This is a genomic window from Streptacidiphilus jeojiense, assembly GCF_000719095.1.
Classification (GTDB): Bacteria; Actinomycetota; Actinomycetes; order Streptomycetales; family Streptomycetaceae; genus Streptacidiphilus; species Streptacidiphilus jeojiensis.
Window position 1 is genome coordinate 245905 of record NZ_JOEH01000002.1, and the last position, 20591, is coordinate 266495.

Below are 20591 nucleotides of genomic sequence, written 5' to 3' on the forward strand. Positions count from 1 at the left end.
CCGTCCCCGGAAAGGCCGTTCCATGCACCTCATCGACCGCAAGGACCTCGGACTGCTGGTGCTGCGCCTGGGCACCGGCGGCGTGCTCTTCGCCCACGGCTCGCAGAAGCTGCTCGGCTGGTTCGGCGGCGGCGGGATCGAGGGCACCTCCAAGGCCATGGAGCACATGGGCTTCACCCCCGGACGGCCGAGTGCGATCGCGGCCGGTCTGGGCGAGGCCGGCGGCGGCGCGCTGCTGGCGCTGGGCCTGTCCACCCCCGCTGCGGGGGCGGCCGCGGCCGGGGCGATGGCGGGGGCGGTGGCCGTGCACGCCCCCGCGGGCTTCTTCGCCCACGGCGGCGGCTACGAGTACCCGGCCTTCCTCGGCTTCGTGGCGGCCGGACTGGGACTGGCCGGTCCGGGGCGCTACTCGGTGGACCACCTCACCCGGCACCGGCTGGACCGCTCGGTGACCGTTCTGCTGGCCTTCGCCGCCAGCGCGACCGCGGCCGCCGCGGTGGTCAACCGCCGCACCGCGGCCGTCGCCGCCGCGGCCCCGGCGCAGGAGACGCCGCAGGAGGCGTCCCAGGAGGAGCCGACCGAGCCGGAGGGGCCGACCGGTGTGGCATGATCGGCGGCGGCTGGGGAGCTGACGCTGGGGAACAGGTGTGTCCATGGGGCGGTTCGGCGATTCGCCGATGTGGTTCGAGCGGCCGGCGCGGCGCTGGGTCGAGGGCTTCCCGGTGGGGAACGGCCGGCTCGGCGCCATGGTGTGGGGGGAGCCCGGCGGGTGCCGTTGGTCCGTCAACGAGGAGACCTTCTGGTCCGGGCCCCGGCGAGTGGAGCCGCCGCAGGTGCCGGACGGGCTGCTCGACGCGGTCAGGGCGGACCTGCGGGCCGGACGCTTCGTCGACGCCGGACGGCGGCTGCAGGCGGTGCAGGGGCGGTCGGCCGAGGCCTTCCAGCCGGTCGGCGACCTGGTTCTGAGGCTGACGGACGATCAGGGGGAGTACCACGGCCGGGAACTGATGCTCCGTGAGGGAGTGGCCCGGGCCGGCTGGGGCCGGGTGCGGCAGGAGGTGCTGGCGAGCGTCGGCACCGGGCTGCTGCTGGTCCGGCTGGAGAGCGACGAACCCGGCGGTCTGAACGGCGAGTTGGGCTGGGACAGCCCGCAGCTGCGGCAGTCGGTCCGGCCCTGGGGCGCCGACGGGCTGGCATTGCTGCTGGCCGCGCCGTCCCGGGTCGGCCAGGACGCCCAGGGGCGGCCGCTGGTCGAGCACGAGGACCATGCGCTGCGCGCCGCCGCCCTGGCCCGGGTACGGGTCGAGGGTGATGGCACGGTCGAACCGCAGGGGCAGCGGCTGCTGCTGCGCGGGGTCCGGGCGCTGACCCTGTTCGTCGACGCGCGCACCGGCTTCGAGGGCTGGGACCGGGATCCGGTGCGCAGCGAGGAGCAGTGCCTGGCGGCGGCCGAGGCCGGGATCGAGGCCGGCTACGCACGCCCCTGGGAGCAGCTGCGCGCCGAGCACGGCGCCGAGCACGCGGAGCGGATGGACCGGGTGCGGCTGCGGCTGGACGCCCCCGGGGACAGCGGGCTCCCGCTCGACGCCAGGCTGCACGCCCGGGCGTCCGGAGCGGTGGACGAGCAGCTCGTCCCGCTGCTGTTCGACTTCGGCCGCTACCTGCTGCTGGCCTGCTCCCGCCCCGGACCGCTGGCCCAGCCGGCCCATCTGCAGGGGCTCTGGAACGACCAGGTCACCCCGCCCTGGAACTGCGACTACACGGTCAACATCAACACCCAGATGAACTACTGGGCCGCCGAGACCGCGGCGCTGCCGGAGTGCCACGAGCCGCTGCTGCGCCTGGTCGCGGATCTCGCCGAGGCCGGCCGCGGTGTCGCCGCCGACCTCTACGGCGCGGACGGCTGGGCCTGCCACCACAACACCGACCTCTGGCGCGGCAGCTGGCCGGTCGGTGAGGGCAGTGGCGATCCGATGTGGTCGCAGTGGCCGATGGGCGGGGTCTGGCTGGCGCTGCACCTGGCCGAGCACTGGGAGTTCGGCCGCGACCAGGAGTTCCTGCGCGGCACCGGCTGGCCGGTCGCGGCGGGGGCGGCCCGGTTCGCTCTGGACCTGCTGACCGAGGACGAGGAGGGCTTCCTGGTCACCGCTCCGGCCACCTCCCCGGAGAACCGCTTCGCCACCCCCGAGGGGCCCGCCTCGGTCGACCTGTCCACCACCATGGACGGAACCCTGCTGCGCGAGCTCTTCAGGTTCCTGCTGGAGTCGGCGCAGGCCGCCGGGGACGGCGCCGATCCGGACCTGCTGGAGCGGATCCGGACCGCGCTGCCGCGGCTGCGTCCGCTGCGCGCCGATGCCCGGGGCCGGCTGCTGGAGTGGCACACCGAGCGGGAGGAGACCGAGCCGCACCACCGCCACCTCTCGCATCTGCTCGGCGTCCACCCGGGCCGCAGCCTCACCGCTCCGGGCCTGCGCGAGGCCGCCCGCCGCAGCCTGGAGCAGCGCGGCGACGAGAGCACCGGCTGGTCGACCGCCTGGAAGACCGCCCTGTGGGCCAGGCTCGGTGACGGTGCGTCGGCCCACCGGCTGCTCGGGGTGATGCTACGGCCGGTGAGCGCGGACCGGGGCGAGACCGGCGGGGTGTACGAGTCGCTGCTGTGCGCCCACCCGCCGTTCCAGATCGACGGCAACCTCGGCGTGGTCGCCGGGATCGCCGAGATGCTGCTGCAGTCCCACGACGGCGCCCTCGACCTGCTGCCGGCGCTGCCGCCGGCCTGGCCCTCCGGCGAGGTCCACGGACTGCGCGCCCGCGGCGGCGTCACCGTGCAACGGCTCGGCTGGAGCGACGGCGTGCCGGTCGTGGTGCGGCTGGTCGCGGCGCGACCGACGGCGCTGCGGCTGCGCTGGCGCGACGCCGGAGGGGTCCCGCGGGAGCGGATGCTGACGGTGGACCGGAGGGGCTGCGAAACAGGTCTGGCCGGCTGACGAGAAACCTCCCGGCGGCCGCCAACCCGCCGGCCGGGCCACCCCATCCATAGGGGTAGAGGCAGGACCGGCGGCGATGGGGGCAGAGCGGTGCACAGTGACGATCCGGAGCTTCGTGAGTTCCTCAGTCACCGGCGCGGTGCGCTGCTGCGCTCCGCCTACCTCATGTGCGGCGACGCCCATGCGGCCGAGGACCTGGTCCAGAGCACGCTGATCAAGGTGGTGCTGGCCAGCCGGGGACGCCGCCGCATCGACCACCTCGACGCCTATGCGCGCCGCACCCTGGTCAACACCTTCATCGCCTCACGAAGACGGCTGTGGAACCGGGAACGCCCGCACGGGGAGCTCCCGGACGCCGCGGAGCCGGCGGGCGACGCCGACCTGGGGATGGCGGTGCGGGTGGCACTGCTGCGTCTGGCTCCGCGTCAGCGGGCGGTGCTGGTCCTGCGCTTCTTCGAGGACCAGAGCGTGCAGGCGACCGCGGAACTGCTCGGAGTGAGCGAGGGAACGGTGAAGAGCCAGACCGCCCGTGGGCTGACCGTGCTCCGCGCGGCCCTGGGCGACCTGGTGGGGAGTGTCGTGGACGGGGATCTGACCGAGATGCACGGAGTTGTCCGATGACGGACTACACAGTGAGGGAACTGATGGACAAGGCGTTGGAAGGGCTGCTCCTGCCCGGCGAGGACATCACCGAGAGCGTGCTGGCGCAGGCGTCGCACCGTCAGCGACGCCGCAGGTCCGTGGCGGTGGCGGCATCGGCCGCCGGGCTCGCGACGGTCGCGGGCCTCGCCGTGCTGCTCCCTCAGGTGGCGAACGGCGCCACCGACCGGAAACCGGGCCCGGCGACGCTGACCGCGCCCCCGGTCGCTGCGACGCACCCCACTGCGACGCGCCCCGCCGTCGATCCCGCGTCCGTGGTCGCCGGCCTGCTTCCGGCCGGGAGCGGCAGAATCGTCAAGATCAAGGACGAACCTCCCACACCCGCACCGCCGGGCACGCCCGCAGTCACGGTCTGGCCGACGTCCCGGTTGGCCGGCACCTACCTGATCGTCAGGAACGGTCGGACCGCCGCCGTGGTCATCCAGTCCTACGATCCCAAGGCCAGGCCGGTGCAGCGCTCCATGGGCGGGGACATCAGCGGGGTGTGCAACGAGACTCCCGCAACGTGGAACTGCAAGGAGAGCAACCTCCCCGGCGGTGTCCAGGTGATCGAGACGACCGAACCCGCAGGAGCGTGGGCCCAGACCGCAGGCGTCGTCAGCACCGTCTCGGTGTCCTACCCGGACGGCCGGTTCATCTCCGTCGACGCGATGGCAGGAACCGGTGGCCTGCGGGACACCAGCTTCGGGCCCGGCTGGGCGACCCCGCCGCTGGACCGGGCGCAACTTCTCGCCTTCACCGAGAACCCCGTCTGGTTCCGCTGACTCCGGAGGCGCAGCGCTCCGGACGGGGTCCGGCCGACGTCGGAGCCGGACCCCGTGCGTTCACTGCCGATGCCGCGTCAGGAGGCCGTCGCCGAGTAGTTGGTGACGGCGAAGTTCTGCGCGGTGTTGCCGGTCCCGCTGATCTCGAAGCCGAACTGGACCGTGGACAGCGTCGGGTTGCTGACGTAGCCCTTGGTGTTCTGCATCCACTTCAGGATGTTGAGGATGTTCACCGTCCCCGAGGTCACGTTCGAGGAGAGCACGAACGAGTACACCGGGTTGGTGCCGTTGCTGCCGACGTAGACGGTCCAGGTCTTGCCGTCCAGGGTGAGGTTGCCGACGGAGGAGCCGAGCGGTCCCACGTCGCCGCTCTTGTCCATCCACAGCATCACCTCCACCGAGCTGCCGTTCAGCCAGATATCGTACGCCGACTCCCAGTTGCCGGTGCTGGGCAGGGTGGTGGCGAAGGTGCTGGTGGCGCTGGACAGCGAGTTCAGCGCGGTGCCGAAGCTGCGGCTGACGTTGGCGTAGGACTTCACCCCGGAGGTCGACGGCTGGGTGGAGCTGACGCCCCAGTCGGCGTAGGAGTTGGCCCACAGGGTCTGCGAGCCGTAGCCGCTGCCCCACTCGTCGTTGTAGATGGTGTAGCTGCCGCTGGTGTACGAGGCCCACTGGTCGGAGGAGGTGTACGTCGCCGCGCTGGCGTCGGTCGCCGTCAGCATCAGCGCCGAGGCCGCCACGGCCAGGGACAGGCCGGCGCGGGCGGCGCGGCCCTTACGGCTGGTACGGGTGGTGCGGGTGGTGCGGGTGGGGATGCGCATGAATTCTCCCTCGAATTCGGTCACGCGTGGGTGGGGGAAGGGGCCGCCCGCCCACCCTCAGAGGCGGACGGCCCGCCGGGACCGGGGGGAGGCACCTCCCCCGGTCCCGGAACCAGGGGTCACCCGATCAGGGTGAAGGCCGCCAGGCGCTGCTCGCCGGTCAGTACCAGGTGCAGGTCGCGCACCCCGTCCAGCTGCCGGAGCAGCGGCACCTCGACCGTGGTCCAGGCGTAGCGGCCGCGGGTGGCGGGGACCGGGACGGAGGCCAGCAGGATGCCGGAACCGGGGGCGCCGGCCCACAGCTCCAGCAGCGCCTCGCCGGGCTCGGTGCGGGAGACCTCGACCCGCAGACCGGTCGCCCCGTCCAGCGCGGTGCGCCGGAAGACCAGTTCTCCGGTGCCGCCCGGTGCGGGGGTGAGCGCGTCGCCGTCGGTGCGGTCGGCGTCCACCAGGACCAGGTCCGCGTAGTCGTCGAAGTCGGCGGCCGGGATCCGCCGGTCGACGGCCACGCGGGGCTCGGGGGCCGGGCCGCTCACGGTGAGCGGCGCGGTCAGCGCGAGGGCCTCGGCGCTGTGGCCGACCAGCAGCTCGTAGCCGCCGGGGTCGGTGGTGAAGCCGCCGCCGACCACGTCCCAGTGGGCCAGGGCCGAGGCGGGCACGGTGAAGCGCAGTTCGCTGCTCTCCCCTGCCGCCAGCCGGACCTTGGCGAAGTCGACCAGCTTCAGCCGGGGCGCCTGGTAGCGGGCGTCCAGGGCGCGGGCGTAGAGCTGGACCGTCTCGGTGCCGTCGCGTCCCCCGGTGTTGGCCAGCGTCACGCCGACCTCCACCGAGCCGTCCTGCTCCATGACCGGGGCGGACAGCCGCAGGTCGGAGTAGCCGAAGCTGGTGTAGGACAGGCCGTGGCCGAAGGGGTAGAGCGGGGCGGCGCGGTGGTACTGGTAGGTCCAGCCGGCCTTGATGATGTCGTAGTCCAGCCGCCCGGGCAGCTCGTCCTCGGCCCGGTACCAGGTCTGCTGCAGCCGTCCGGCCGGCTCGGCCGAGCCCAGCAGCACCGAGGCGACGGCCCGGCCGGTCTCCTGGCCGCCGTGCGAGGTCCACACCACGGCCGGCAGCTGCTCCTCGGCCCAGTCCACGGCGTAGGGGTAGCTGCTCATCACCAGCAGCGCGGTCTGCGGCCGGGCCGCGGCGACGGCGCGCAGCAGGGCGTCCTGGGCGGGAGGCAGGGTGATGCCCTCGCGGTCCTGGGTCTCCCGGCCGTTGATGTGCGGGTCGTTGCCGAGGACGACGACCGCGGTGTCGGCGGCGGCCGCGGCGGCCACGGCCTCGGCGGTGCCGTCGCGGACGGTGCTGCGCCGCCAGCGCTCGGCCTGCTCCGGGGAGTCGGCGCTGAGCACGACCCGGCCGGTGGCCGCGTCGACGACCGCGTACCGGCCGCTGTGGATGTTGCGCAGCACCTCGGTGCCGTCCGGCTGCGGCTCCAGCCGGAAGGTCTCGTGCACGTCCCAGCCGTTGGGCTGGAGCTGGTCGGCGGCCAGGGTGCGGTCCTCGTCCTTGAGGCTGACGTAGCGTCCGGTGCGGACGTTACGCAGCGTCAGGACGCCGCTGCCCCAGTCGAACAGGTCGAACCCGGCCTCGTCGCTCTGCTCCTGGGCCTCGGTGTCGGCGGCCTGCAGCGGCCCGGAGGGGTCGAACAGCGGTGCCGCGAGCAGGGCGCCGGTGCTCACGGCGCGCAGCGCGATCCGGTCCACGCCCTCGACCAGGACCACCTCGCCGCCCTGGGCGGCCACCGCGGCGCTCAGCCCGGCGGCGACGGTGACCTGGTAGGGCATGGTGCCGCTGTACCAGTCCTCGAAGAGGGTGTCGGCCAGCGGGCCGATGACGGCGACGCGGCGGAGGCCGTCCCCGGTCAGCGGCAGCAGCGGGCGCTCACCGGCGGCCCCGTTCTTGAGCAGCACGATCGACTCGGTGGCGGCGCGCAGCGCCAGCGCGCGGTGCTCGGGGGCGTCGACGACGTCCCAGCCGATGCCGGCGTAGGGGTCCAGCTGCGGGTCGAACTCGCCCAGGCGGAAGCGTATCGACAGCTGCCGCCGGACCGCAGTGTCCACGTCGTCCTCGCTGATCAGGCCGCGCCGCAGGGCCTCCTTCAGCCGTCCGAAGGTGGTCGCGGTGTCCTCGCCGTGGTCGGTGAAGCTGTCGATGCCGGCCTTGAGGGCGGCGGCGTGCGACTCGGCGTGGTCCTCGAAGTAGTGCTCGAGGTCGACCAGGTTGGAGGGGGCCTCGGCGTCGCTGACGACGAACAGCTGCTGGCCGGTCGGCTCGGCCCAGCGCCGCAGCTCCGCCTCGATCAGCGGACTGACGTGGCAGGGACGGCCGTTGACCAGGTTGTAGGCGACCATCACCCCGGTGGCCGAGCCGTTGGCGACGGCCGGGCGGAAGGCGGCGAGGTCGTACTCGTGCAGCACCCGGGGCCGCAGCCCGGAGGAGGTGGTGTAGCGGTCGTCCTCGTTGTTGTAGCCGAGGAAGTGCTTGAGGATCGGGGCGGTGCGCAGATAGGTCGGATCGTCGCCGGCCATGCCGCGGCAGAAGGCGTCGCCGAGCCGGGCCGAGTGCACCGGGTCCTCGGAGTAGCCCTCCTCGTTGCGGCCCCAGCGCGGATCGCGCAGCAGGTTCACCACCGGGGCCCAGCCCTGCAGGCTGTTGCGGCCGGTGCCGACGACCGGCGGGCGGTGGTAGTGGAAGGCCCGCTGCTCGATCGAGGTGGCGGTGGCCACCTGGTGCACCAGCTCCTCGTCCCAGGTTGCTCCCAGGCCCACGGCCTGCGGAAAGGTGGTGGCCGGGCCCAGCCAGGCGACGCCGTGCAGGGTCTCGGTGCCGGTGCGGAAGGAGGCCAGGCCGAGGCGCGGTACCTCGGGGGAGTACTGGTGCAGCATCGCGACGCGCTCGTCCAGGGTGAGCCGTGAGAGCAGGTCCGCGACCCGGTCACGGACCGGGAGCGCCGGGTCGCGGAAGGGGAACCGGTCGGGTGCGGCGGCGGGCAGCGGCTCGGTGGGCAGGGACGTGGAACTCACGTGGTGAACCCCTTGGGAGGTGTCTGGGAGAGGGGCGGCACGGCCGCAGTGGTGAAGCGTTTCGAAAGTGGCACGAGGCCGGGCGTGTGTCAACTGTGGTGCCCGGACTTTCTCCGGTCGGCGCGGACAGCCGGCGCACAGCTTGCTGCGAGAGCTGGGACTACGCATCTGACCTGCAGTGATAGTGAGTTGACGAAGCATTCGCAGGCCGCAGCGGTCGTCGAAAATAGGTTTGTTCAGCCCCTTGTTCAATCGGTAACGCGTCGTTAGTCTCACGGCAACGTCGAAGCGCTTCAACATCTGGCTTCGCAGACTTTTCGAGCCATCACGCATCGGACCTCAAAGGCGAAGGGCCGCCCCACCATGAGCTTCCAGATGAACCGCAGATCCCTGCTCAGCTCCGCCGCTGCTGTGGCCGGTGCGGCGGTAGCCGCCCCCCTGCTCACCGCCTGCGGCAGCAGCAGCGCCAGCAGCAAGGGCGGGACCAGTACCAAGACCGGCCTGCAGGCCGCACTGCCGAGCTATGTCGCCAACAACTCGCTCAAGGCGGACATCCCCTCGGTCAACGGCGCGGCGGGTTCGTCGACCGACCCCGGCTTCCTCAGCTACCCGGCGACCCAGACCAGGACGGTCTCCGGCGTCCCCGGCAAGGGCGGCAGCTACACCGCGGTCACCCCGCTCTGGGGCACCGTGCCCAACCCCGGCAACTCCTTCTACCAGGCCATGAACAAGGCCCTGGGCGTCACCCTGACGATGAAGCCCGCCGACGGCGTCAACTACGCCACCATCGTCCCGACCATGACGGCGGCCAAGAAGCTCCCGGACTGGATCCAGCTGCCCACCTGGTGGAACCCCAACTTCAACGTCGGCGAACTGGTCGGCACCCAGCTGGCCGACCTCACGCCGTACCTGTCCGGCGACAACATCAAGCAGTACCCCAACCTCGCCGCCATCCCCACCGGGGCCTGGGCCGACGGGGCCTGGGAGGACAAGATCTACGGCATCCCGTCCTTCTCCAGCGGCTTCGCGCTGGCCGGCACCACCTTCTTCCGCCAGGACGTCCTCGGGGCCAAGGGCATCACCGCCGACCAGGTGACCTCCGCCGACGACCTGTTCAACCTGGGCAAGGAGCTGACCAACGCCAAGGGCGGGGTCTGGGCCTTCGACGACGTCTGGACCTACCTGTTCCCCTACTTCGGGGTGCCGAACAAGTTCACCGTCACCGACGGCAAGCTGGTCCACAAGTACGACACCCCGCAGATACTGGAGGCGCTGGACTGGCACTACAAGCTGGCCAAGTCCGGCTCCATGCACCCGGACGCGCTGGCCGGCAACAACAACGACGGCAAGACCCGTTTCTACGCCGGCAAGACGCTGATCGCCGGTGACGGCATGGGCTCCTGGTCCCTCACCGACGCCCAGGCCGGGGTCGCCGCCAACAAGAACTACCGCCGGGGCGCCTTCGGGGTCTTCGCCGCGGACGGCAAGTCCACCCCCGGCGTGTTCCTCGGCACCAACACCGCCGAGGTCAGCTACTTCAACGCCAAGCTGAAGAAGGACCAGATCGAGGAGCTGCTCGCGGTCGCCAACTACCTGGCCGCCCCGTTCGGTTCGGCCGAGTACACCATGGTCAACTACGGGGTCGAGGGCACCCACTACACCATGGTCAACGGCGTGCCCACCGCCACCGACGACGGCAAGAAGTACGTCCAGCAGCAGACCTACCCCTTCCTGGCCACCTGCCGCGCGGTGATCAGCAACCCGGGCGCGGACCAGGTCACCAAGGACTACGCCGCCTGGCAGGCCGCCGCCTCCCAGCACGTGTACAAGCCGGTGTTCCTCAACATGAACATCACCGTGCCGCAGCGCTTCGCGACCGCCGACGCCGCCCAGGCCGTCGAGGACACCATCAAGGACTGCTACCACGGCATCAAGAAGGTGTCCGACGTGCAGGCCGCCATCTCCGCCTGGAAGTCCAGCGGCGGCACCCAGCTGGTGCAGTGGTACTCGGACAACGTCATGGCGAAGTACGGAACCGGGCAGTAGTCGGCGGACCCGGCGGATCCGGCGGAGAGAGGAAGAGCCAGTGGCAGCAACAGTCGCCACCAAGCCCGGCAAGGGCCGGCGCAAGACAGCGGAGGACGGCACCCGACCGGTGTCCGCCAAACTGAGTTGGCGGATCAGGCTCAGGCGTGACAAGTCCCTGATCCTGATGACCCTCCCGGCTGTGGTGCTGCTGCTGGTCTTCAACTACGCACCACTGTTCGGCCTGGTCACGGCGTTCCAGTACTACGACCCGCTGGTCGGTGTCTGGCACAGCAGCTGGGCCGGCCTGGACCAGTTCCGGATGCTGTTCCAGGACCCGCTGTTCTGGGGGGCGCTGCGCAACACGCTGTTCCTCAGCCTGGTCCAGCTGGTGCTGTTCTTCCCGATCCCGGTGGTGCTGGCGCTGCTGCTCAACACCGTGATGAACGAGCGGCTGCGTAACTTCGTGCAGTCGGTGGTCTACCTGCCGCACTTCTTCTCCTGGGTGCTGACCGTCACCATCTTCCAGCAGATGCTCGGCGGCGCCGGCGTGCTCAACCAGTTCCTGCGCCAGCACAACGTGGGCACCTGGGACTTCATGACCAACCCGCACACCTTCGCGCTGCTGATCACCTCCCAGGCGGTGTGGAAGGAGGCCGGCTGGGGGATCATCGTCTTCCTGGCGGCGCTGGCCGCCATCGACAACAACCTCTACGAGGCCTCGGCCGTGGACGGCGCCGGGCGCTGGCGCCGGATGTGGCACATCACCCTGCCGGGGCTGCGCGGAGTGATCGTGCTGATGCTGGTGCTGCGCCTGGGCAACGCGCTCACCGTCGGCTTCGAGCAGTTCCTGATCCAGCGCAACGCGGTCGGCCACAGCGCCGCCGACGTGCTGGACACCTTCTCCTTCTACTACGGCATCGCCACCAACAACTACAGCTACGGTGCGGCGGCCGGGCTCTTCAAGAGCGTGATCTCACTGCTGCTGATCCTGGGTGCGAACAAGCTGGCGCACGCCTTCGGCGAGGACGGGTTGTACCGGAAATGAGCATGGCGACGACACTGCGGCTGCGCCGCAACCCCGCTGCGGCGGCCCCCACCCGCGCCCCCTGGGAGGAACCGCCCACCGCGATCGGGCAGGCCGGCAAGGGCGTGGTCCTCACCGTGGTGATCGCGGCGGTGCTGGTGCCGCTCTGGGTGGTGGTGCTGACCAGCCTGTCCACCACCGGCGCCATCGGCCGGGCCGGCGGTCTGGTCATCTGGCCGGACGGGCTCACCCTGGACGCCTACCGGCAGATGCTGACCAACGACCAGGTCACCCGGGCGCTGGTGGTCAGCCTGCTGGTCACCCTGGTCGGCACGCTGGTCTCGATGGTGGTCTCGGTGCTCTGCGCCTACGGGCTGTCCCGGTCCCGGTCGATGGGCCACCGGATCATCCTGATGGTGCTGATCCTGACCATGTTCGTGAGCGGCGGGCTGATCCCCACCTATCTGGTGGTCACCGGCCTCGGCGGCTACGGCCAGTACTGGGCGCTGATCCTGCCCAGCGCGGTGTCGGTGTTCAACATCCTGGTGCTGCGCTCCTTCTACTCCAGCACCTCGGCCGAGCTGATCGACGCGGCCAAGATGGACGGGGCCGGCGACTGGCGCACGCTGTGGTCGGTGGTGCTGCCCACCTCCAAGGCGGTCACCGCGGTGATCACCCTGTTCTACGCGGTCGGCTACTGGAACTCCTTCTTCAACGTGATGCTCTACATGCCGGTGGACAGCAGCAAGTGGCCGCTGCAGTACGTGCTGCTGGAGTACGTGCAGCAGGGGATGAACATGCCCGGTTCGGTCAACAACGGCTTCGGCACCGGCCACGCGCAGACCGCGCCGTTGTCGCTGCAGATGGCCGTGGTGGTGCTGACCCTGGTGCCGATCCTGATGGTCTACCCCTTCATGCAGAAGCACTTCAGGACCGGCGTGCTCACCGGCGCCGTCAAGGGCTGAGGCCCGGATCCCGGAGCACGACCCCCCCGGAGCGCGACCCCGAGCCGGACCGGCCCCGCGTACCCCTCCCCAGCCGTACGACGGGGCCGGTCCCACCGCACCCGGCCACACACCTGACAACCAGTCACTACGCTGCAGGAACCACACGCACAGTACGACTCGAGGGAGAGCTCCACCATGGTGACACTCGCCGAAGTGGCCAGACACGCAGGCGTCTCGTCGAGCACCGTGAGCTACGTCATCAGCGGCAAGCGCACGATCTCCGGGGCCACCCGGCAGCGGGTGGAACAGGCCATCAGCGAGCTCGGCTACCACCCCAACGCCGGGGCCCGGGCGCTCGCCGGAAAGCGCTCGCACATCATCGCCCTGGTGGTGCCGCTGCGCACCGACGTCTACGTCCCGATCATGATGGAGATCGCCATCTCGGTGACCATGGCGGCCCGCCAGTACGGCTACGACGTGCTGCTGATCACCAATGACGAGGGCCCGGAGGGGGTCCGCCGGGTCGCCGCCAGCGGCCTGGCCGACGGGGTGATCCTGATGGACGTGGAGCTGGAGGACGAGCGCATCCCGGTGCTGCGCGCGCTCAACACCCACGCCGCGCTGATCGGACTGCCGGAGGACTCCACCGGGCTGTCCTGCGTGGACCACGACTTCTTCGCGGCCGGCGCCAGCTGCGCCGACCACCTGGCCGACCTGGGCCACCGCGACGTCGCCTTCATCGGCTACGGTTCGGCCGTCTACCAGCGGCACGCCGGCTACGCCGAACGCACCCTGGCCGGCTTCCGGGACCGGGCCGCCGCCCGCGGCCTGCGGATCCTGCACCGCCCCTGCGAGGGCACCTACGAGAGCACCGCCGGGGCCTTCTCCCGGATCCTCGCCGACCGACCGGCCACCACCGGGTTCGTGGTCCAGAACGAGGGCGCCATCGGCCCGCTGATGAGCCTGCTGCGCACCGCGGGGCGGATCGTCCCCGAGGACGCCTCGGTGGTCGCGCTGTGCCCGGAACCGCTGGCCGAGCAGTACTCGCCCAGGCTCACCGCCGTCACCGGGCCGGCCCAGGAGCTGGGTCGGCGCGCCGTCGACCTGCTGATGCAGCGGATCGACGGCAAGGAGCCCCAGGAGGTCACCCTGCTGACCCCGGTGCTCACCGTCAGGGAGAGCAGCGGCCCGGCGCCGCTGCACGTCTGACCCGTCGTCAATTCTCGTACCACCCACACCACGTATCGGAGAACCCAGCTCATGTCGCAGCACTTCCACGACCTCGGCCACGCCCTGGAGTGGCGCGCCAAGGGAGAGACCCTGCGGGTCGAGGCCTGGGGACCGGACTCGGTACGGGTGCGGGCCACGCCCGGCGGCCCGCTGCTGGAGGACCTGCCCGGCGCGCTGCTGGAGTCGGCCCCGGCCGGCGCCAAGCCGGTGATCGAGTTCTCCGAGCACAGCGCCACCCTGGTCAACGGGGCCATCACGGTCCGGATCGACGCCTTCACCGAGGGCAAGCTCACCCCGGAGCTCGGCGCCACCGCGGGCCAGCTGAGCTTCCTGCGGACCGAGGACGGCAGCGAGCTGCTGGCCGAGGAGCCGGCCCACTTCTGGTGGCCCGGCGCCCGCCTCTACACCGCCACCGGCAACGGCTACCACCGCATCGAGCAGCGCTTCCGGGCCCACACCGGGGAGAAGCTGTTCGGCCTGGGCCAGCACACCCACGGGATGCTGGACCAGAAGGGCGCGGTGATCGACCTGGTGCAGCGCAACGCCGAGGTCACCGTCCCGCTGCTGGTCTCCGACCGCGGCTACGGGCTGCTGTGGAACTCGCCCGCCATCGGCCGGGTCGAGCTCGCCGAGACCGGCACCCGCTGGGTCGCCGACAGCGCCCGCCAGATCGACTACTGGGTGACGGTCGGTCAGCCGGCCGAGGTGCTGGGCCACTACGCCGACGCCACCGGGCACACCCCGGTGCTGCCCGAGTGGGCGGCTGGCTTCTGGCAGTGCAAGCTGCGCTACCGCACCCAGGAGGAACTGCTGGAGGTGGCCCGTGAGTACAAGCGCCGCGGGCTGCCGCTGGACGTCATCGTCTCCGACTTCTTCCACTGGACCCACCTCGGCGAGTGGAAGTTCGACCCGGCCGAGTGGCCCGACCCGGCCGCCATGGTGCGCGAGCTGGACGAGCTCGGGGTGAAGCTGATGGTGTCGGTCTGGCCCTCGGTCAGCCCGGTCAGCGAGAACTACCACGCCATGCTGGACCAGGGGCTGTTCATCAACACCGAGTACGGCCCGGTCGCCCACGCCGACTGGCCCGACAAGGGCCTCGGCGCCTACTCGGCGCAGGTCGCCTTCTACGACGCCACCAACCCGGCCGGGCGCGCCTTCGTCTGGGACCGGATCAGGAAGAACTACCTGGACCACGGCATCAAGGTGTTCTGGCTGGACGCCTGCGAGCCCGAGCTCAAGCCCAACTTCCAGGGGAACCTGCGCTATTCGGCCGGCCCCGGGCTGGAGGTCGGCAACCTCTACCCGCGCGAGAACGCCCGCATGATCCACGACGGGATGCTCGCGTCCGGGGAGACCGAGGTGGTCTCGCTGAACCGCTCCTCCTGGGCCGGCGCCCAGCGCTACGGCGCCGCGCTGTGGTCCGGCGACATCGGCACCGACTTCGCCTCGCTGCGCACCCAGATCAAGGCCGGCCTCAATGTCGCGCTCTCCGGCATCCCCTGGTGGACCACCGACATCGGCGGCTTCCACGGCGGCGACCCGGACGACCCGGCCTACCGCGAGGTGCTGGTGCGCTGGTTCCAGTACGGCGCCTTCTGCCCGCTGTTCCGGCTGCACGGCTTCCGCGGCGCCGAGCAGAAGCTCGAACCGGCGATGACCGGTCTGCCCAACGAGGTCTGGTCGTACGGCGCGGAGGCGTACCCGATCCTGGCCTCCTACCTGCACCTGCGCGAGCGGCTGCGCCCCTACGTCATGGAGCAGATGCGGACCGCGGCGGAGACCGGCGTCCCGCCGATGCGCCCGCTGTTCCTGGAGTTCCCGGAGGACCCCGACGCCTGGACGGCGGACGACTCCTTCCTGCTCGGCCCGGACCTGCTGGTCGCCCCGGTCACCGAGGCCGGTGCCCGCTCCCGCGAGGTCCACCTGCCGGCCGGCGCCGACTGGACCTGCGCCTGGACCGGGACCGGGTACCGGGGCGGGGCGACGGTCACCGTCGACGCCCCGCTGGAGCGGATCCCGCTGTTCCTGCGGGACGGTGCGCGGCTGCCGATCGCGGAGGCCTGACGATGCGTCGGATCACCGAGCGCCTGGGCGGGCTGGCCTTCGGCGGCGACTACAACCCCGAGCAGTGGGACCAACAGGTCTGGAAGGAGGACGACCTGCTGATGCGTCAGGCCGGGGTCAACCTGGCCACGGTGGGCGTCTTCTCCTGGGCGCTGCTGGAACCCGAGCAGGGGCGCTTCGACTTCGGCTGGCTGGACGCCCACCTGGACCGGCTGCACGCCAACGGCGTCGCCGTGGACCTGGCCACCCCCACCGCCTCCCCGCCGCCGTGGTTCACCCTGGCGCACCCGGACGCCATGCCGGTCACCGCCGACGGCACCCGGCTCACCCACGGCAGCCGAGACACCTACTGCCTGGCCGCCCCCGGCTACCGGCAGGCCGCCCGCGGGATCGCCGCCGCGCTCGCCCAGCGCTACGGCTCGCACCCGGCGGTGGCGATGTGGCACGTCCACAACGAGTACGCCACGGTCTGCCACTGCGACCACGCCGCCGCCGCCTTCCGGGACTGGCTGCGGGCCAGGTACGGAACCCTGGAGGCGCTCAACGCGGCCTGGGGAACCGCCTTCTGGAGCCAGCACTACGGCACCTGGGAGCAGGTGCTGCCGCCGCGCGCCACCCAGTGGCACCACAACCCCGGGCAGACCCTGGACTACCGCCGGTTCTGGTCCGACGAGACCCTGGCCGCCTACCGGGAGCAGCGCGACGCCATCCGCGAGCACAGCGACCTGCCGGTGACCACCAATCTGATGCTGCCCGGCTACCAGGTCCTGGACCTGTGGAAGTTCGGCGCCGAGGTCGACTTCGTCGGCATCGACCACTACCCCGACGCCGCGGGCGTCGACGCCGCGGCCGACACCGCCTTCGGCGCCGACCGGGCCCGCTCCTTCGGCGGCGGCAAGCCCTGGCTGCTGATCGAGCAGGGCACCAACACGGTGTACAGCTCCAGTGGCACGCTGCCCAAGGAGCCCGGCGACATCCTGCGGCACTCGCTGGGCCACATCGGCCGGGGCTCGGAGGGCGCGCTGTTCTTCCAGTGGCGCCAGTCCAGGGCCGGCGCCGAGCTGTGGCACTCGGCCATCGTCCCGCACGCGGGGCCCGACACCCGGATCTTCCGGGAGGCGGCGGCCACCGGCGCCGCCGTGGCCGGGCTGGGCGAACTGGCCGGCTCGCGGGTGCACGCGGACGTGGCCGTGCTGCACGACGCGGACGTGTGGTGGGCGCTGGACAACCGCGGCCTGCCGCAGCTCGACTACCACGCCGCCCTGCGCCGGGCCCACCGCGCGCTCTGGGACGCCGGGGTGACCGTCGGCTTCGCCCACCCCGAACACGACCTGAGCGGCTACCGGCTGGTCGTCGCGCCCAGCCTGTACCTGCTCTCGGACGCCGGCGCGGCCTCGCTGCGGCGCTATGTCGAGGGCGGCGGAACGCTGCTGGTGCAGCACTTCAGCGGCGCCGTCGACGAGTTCCACCAGGCCAGGCTCGGCGGCTACCCCGGTTCGCTGCGGGAGGTGCTCGGCCTGCGGGTGGAGGAGTACCGGCCGCTGGCGGCAGGGGAGTTGCTCACTCTCTCCGACGGGACGTCGGCGGAGGGCTGGAGCGAGCTGCTGCGGGCCGAGGGGGCGGAGGTGCTGGCCGCCTACACCTCCGGGGTGATGGACCGTCAGCCCGCGCTGACCCGGCACCGGTTCGGCGCCGGGACCGGCTGGTACGCGTCCACCCGGCTGGACGACGCGGGGTACGCGGCGCTGATCGGACGGGTGCTGGCGCAGGCCGGGGTCGCCCCGGTGGTGGCCGGGCTGCCGACCGGCGTCGAGGCGGTGCGGAGGTCGTCGGTCGACGGCGGCTCGCGCAGCTGGCTGTTCCTGCTCAACCACGGCGACGAGCCGGTCCGGCTCGACGTCGCCGGCCACGACCTGCTCACGGCCACCGAGGTCGGTCCCGACGGACTGACCCTGCCGGCCCGCGGCGCGGCGGTACTGCGCCAGGGCTGAACCCGCCCCGAGCGCCCTGCACTCCTTGGTCCTGCACGTCCTCTTCCTGCACTCCCTGGTCCTGCACGTCTGGTTCCGCACGTCTTCTCAGCGTCGAGAAAGGACAGTCCATGCCCAGTCCGAAGATCTCCCGTAGAGGTCTGATGGCGGTCGGTGCCGCCGCCGTGGCCACCCCGCTGCTCTCCCCGGCAGGCCGGGCGCTGGCCGCCACCGGCGCCGGCGGCTCCACCGCCGGCGGTGCCTACACCTGGAAGAACGCCCAGATAGTCGGCGGCGGCTTCGTCCCCGGAATCGTCTTCAACCAGTCCGAGCCGGGGTTGGTGTACGCCCGCACCGACATCGGCGGCGCCTACCGGCTGGACCGGGGGACCGGGCGCTGGGTGCCGCTGCTGGACTGGATCGGCTGGGACACCTGGGGACACACCGGCGTGGTCTCGCTGGCCACCGACTCGCTGGAGCCGGACCGGGTCTACGCGGCCGTCGGCACCTACACCGCTGCCGGCTGGGACCCCAACCAGGGTGCGGTGCTGCGCTCCGAGGACCGCGGCCGGACCTGGAAGACCGCCGACCTGCCGTTCCAGCTCGGCGGCAACATGCCGGGCCGCGGCATGGGCGAACGGCTGGTGATCGACCCGCACCGCAACCGGATCCTCTACCTGGGCGTGCGCGGCGGCCACGGGCTGTGGCGCAGCGAGGACTACGGCGCGTCCTGGGCGCAGGTGGCGAGCTTCCCCAACGTCGGCGACTTCGTCCCCGACCCCACCGACACCAGCGGCTACAACAGCGACAACGCCGGCGTGCTCCAGGTCGTCTTCGACCCGCGCGACGGCCGCACCGGCCGGGCCACCAGGACCGTCTACGTCACCGTCGCCGACACCGAGAACATCCTCTACCGCTCCACCGACGCCGGCGCGACCTGGGCCCGGGTCCCCGGCCAGCCGACCGGCTACCTGCCGCACAAGGCGGTGTTCGACCACGTCAGCGGCAGCCTCTACCTGGCCACCAGCAACACCGTGGGCCCCTACGACGGCTCCAAGGGCGACGTCTGGAAGCTGGACACCGCCACCGACACCTGGACCTGCATCAGCCCGGTCCCCTCGACCAGCAGCGACGACGGCTTCGGCTACAGCGGGCTGAGCATCGACCGGCAGAACCCGGACACGCTGATGGTGGTCACCCAGATCAGCTGGTGGCCGGACATCGTGATCTACCGCTCCACCGACGCCGGCGCCAGCTGGACCCGGGCCTGGGACTTCGGCAACTACCCCGAGCGGACCTTCCGCTACTCGCTGGACATCTCCGCCGCGCCCTGGCTGGACTTCAACTCCACCCCGGCGCTGCCCGAGACCTCGCCCAAGCTCGGCTGGATGACCGAGGCGCTGGAGATCGACCCCTTCGACTCGGACCACTTCCTCTACGGCACCGGCGCGACGATCTACGGCGCCGACAATCTGACGGCCTGGGACAAGGGCGGCACGGTGGCCATCTCGGTCCGGGCCCAGGGTCTGGAGGAGACCGCGGTCCAGACGCTGCTCAGCCCGCCGGTCGGGCCGCCGCTGCTGTCCGGCGTCAGCGACGTCGGCGGCTTCGTGCACACCACGCTGGACCGGGCTTACCCGATGTACGCCAACCCGACGGTGGGCGCGACCAACACCCTCGACTACGCCGAACTGGCCCCGGCCACCATCGTGCGCTCCGGCAGCGGCGGCTCCGCCTACCTGGGCCTGTCCACCGACAGCGGGACCAGCTGGACCCCGGTTACCACCCCGCCCACCGGGACCACCGGCCCGGGTCCGGGCGAGGGCGCGGTCGCGCTCGCGGCCGACGGCGGCCGGATCGTCTGGGCCCCGGACGGCGCGGCGGTCAGCTGGTCGGCGGACGGCGGTGCCACCTGGACCGCCTGCACCGGGATCCCGGCCGGAACGGCGGTGCGGTCGGACCGGGTCGACCCCGGGACCTTCTACGGCTTCGCGGCCGGTGCCTTCTACCGGAGCACGGACGGCGGCGCGAGCTTCACGGTGACGGCGGCCGCGGCCACCAGCGGACTGCCCGCGACCGGCCCGGCCCGCTTCAAGGCGGTCCCCGGCCACCGCGGCGAGATCTGGCTGGCCGGCGGCGCGGACTCCACGGTCACCGGGGGCGGGGTCTACGGACTGTGGCGCTCCACGGACGGCGGCCGCTCCTTCACCCGGATCCCCGCGGTCGACCAGGGCGACACCGTCGGCTTCGGCAAGGCCGCCCCGGGCCGCTCCTACCCCGCCGTCTACACCAGCGCCAGGATCCGCGGAGTGCGCGGCCTGTTCCGCTCCGACGACGCCGGCCGGAGCTGGACCCGGATCAACGACGACCGCCACCAGTACGGCTGGACCGGCACCTGCATCACCGGCGACCCGCGCATCCACGGCCGGGTCTACGTCGGCACCAACGGACGGGGCGTCATCTACGGCGACCTGACCTGACTCCCGGCCGAGCGATGAGTTCCGCCCCCGTCGCCGGTATGTACTGACGAGCTCGCCGGAACAGCCCGGCGAACCGATCGGAGGGAGAATCCGATGTCGGACAGTCGTGCCGAGGACGAGGCCGCCATCCAGACCGTACTGGCGGACTCCTACAAGGCGTGGGAGGCCGGCGACGCCGAGCGCATGGTCGCCGACTACACCGCGGACGCGAGCGCCGTCATCCCCGGTTCGCTGCGCGGCAGCCGCGAGGTGATCCGGGAGAGCATGGCGCTGGCCTTCGAGGGGCCGCTCAAGGGCAGTTCGACCTGGAACAGGGAGATCAGCCTGCGCTTCGTGGGCAGGGACGCCGCGATCGTCCTCAGCGAGTCCGGCGTCCTGTTCGCCGGACAGACCGAGGTCCCGGAAGCGGGCCGGGTGAACGCGACCTGGGTCCTGGAGAAGCGGGACGGCCGCTGGCTGATCGCCGCGTACCACAACAGCCCGGTGCTGGCGGGCTGAGGTCGCCGCTGCGGGCGGCCGAACAGCGGACCACCGGTCCGCTGTTCGGCCGC

Annotated in this window: 14 protein-coding genes; 12 read left to right on the forward strand and 2 right to left on the reverse strand. The window is 71.9% G+C overall.

Annotated elements, in window-relative coordinates:
- The first annotated feature begins 22 nt into the window (after positions 1-22).
- The 4 genes from IF29_RS0103125 (at position 23) to IF29_RS0103140 (ending at position 4408) form a co-directional block, all read left to right on the forward strand.
- Positions 23-610 (forward strand): DoxX family protein, encoded by a 588-nt coding sequence (locus IF29_RS0103125; protein ID WP_037594115.1) that lies wholly within the window; start codon positions 23-25, stop codon positions 608-610.
- Positions 611-653: 43 nt separating this feature from the next.
- Positions 654-2984, forward strand: a complete 2331-nt coding sequence (locus tag IF29_RS0103130; RefSeq protein ID WP_084713430.1) for a glycosyl hydrolase family 95 catalytic domain-containing protein — start codon at positions 654-656, stop codon at positions 2982-2984.
- 90 nt (positions 2985-3074) lie between these two features.
- Positions 3075-3605: a SigE family RNA polymerase sigma factor gene (locus tag IF29_RS0103135; RefSeq protein ID WP_051724815.1), complete on the forward strand. Its 531-nt coding sequence runs from the start codon at positions 3075-3077 to the stop codon at positions 3603-3605.
- A complete protein-coding gene (locus IF29_RS0103140) occupies positions 3602-4408 on the forward strand; it encodes a hypothetical protein (protein ID WP_030249143.1) in 807 nt (268 codons plus the stop codon). Before IF29_RS0103135 ends, IF29_RS0103140 begins: the two co-directional genes overlap by 4 nt.
- Positions 4409-4485: 77 nt before the next feature.
- On the opposite strand, the gene IF29_RS0103145 is transcribed toward IF29_RS0103140, so the two are convergent.
- Positions 4486-5229: a GH12 family glycosyl hydrolase domain-containing protein gene (locus IF29_RS0103145; protein WP_030249145.1), complete on the reverse strand. Its 744-nt coding sequence runs from the start codon at positions 5227-5229 to the stop codon at positions 4486-4488.
- Between the two features lie 119 nt (positions 5230-5348).
- Positions 5349-8297, reverse strand: coding sequence for a glycoside hydrolase family 3 protein (locus IF29_RS0103150; RefSeq protein ID WP_232241995.1), 2949 nt, complete (start codon positions 8295-8297; stop codon positions 5349-5351).
- Positions 8298-8672: 375 nt separating this feature from the next.
- Here IF29_RS0103150 and IF29_RS0103155 point away from each other — a divergent pair, with 375 nt between their 5' ends.
- From IF29_RS0103155 to IF29_RS0103190, 8 genes are all read left to right on the forward strand, one after another.
- Positions 8673-10343, forward strand: coding sequence for a type 2 periplasmic-binding domain-containing protein (locus IF29_RS0103155; protein WP_030249150.1), 1671 nt, complete (start codon positions 8673-8675; stop codon positions 10341-10343).
- Positions 10344-10383: 40 nt separating this feature from the next.
- On the forward strand, positions 10384-11370 hold the full coding sequence (locus IF29_RS0103160) for an ABC transporter permease (RefSeq protein ID WP_232241996.1): 987 nt from the start codon (positions 10384-10386) through the stop codon (positions 11368-11370).
- A 2-nt stretch (positions 11371-11372) separates the two neighbouring features.
- Positions 11373-12314 carry a carbohydrate ABC transporter permease gene (locus IF29_RS0103165; RefSeq protein WP_198037249.1) on the forward strand — a complete coding sequence of 314 codons (942 nt, stop codon included), beginning with the start codon at positions 11373-11375 and terminating at the stop codon, positions 12312-12314.
- A 177-nt stretch (positions 12315-12491) separates the two neighbouring features.
- Entirely contained in the window at positions 12492-13505 is a 1014-nt protein-coding gene (locus tag IF29_RS0103170; protein ID WP_030249157.1) for a LacI family DNA-binding transcriptional regulator, read from the forward strand.
- Between the two features lie 51 nt (positions 13506-13556).
- Positions 13557-15590, forward strand: coding sequence for a glycoside hydrolase family 31 protein (locus IF29_RS0103175; RefSeq protein WP_051724816.1), 2034 nt, complete (start codon positions 13557-13559; stop codon positions 15588-15590).
- Between the two features lie 2 nt (positions 15591-15592).
- A complete protein-coding gene (locus tag IF29_RS0103180) occupies positions 15593-17581 on the forward strand; it encodes a beta-galactosidase (RefSeq protein WP_037594117.1) in 1989 nt (662 codons plus the stop codon).
- 110 nt (positions 17582-17691) lie between these two features.
- Positions 17692-20040 carry a sialidase family protein gene (locus IF29_RS0103185; protein ID WP_030249164.1) on the forward strand — a complete coding sequence of 783 codons (2349 nt, stop codon included), beginning with the start codon at positions 17692-17694 and terminating at the stop codon, positions 20038-20040.
- Between the two features lie 93 nt (positions 20041-20133).
- Positions 20134-20538: an SgcJ/EcaC family oxidoreductase gene (locus IF29_RS0103190; protein ID WP_030249167.1), complete on the forward strand. Its 405-nt coding sequence runs from the start codon at positions 20134-20136 to the stop codon at positions 20536-20538.
- The last annotated feature ends 53 nt before the right edge of the window (positions 20539-20591 follow it).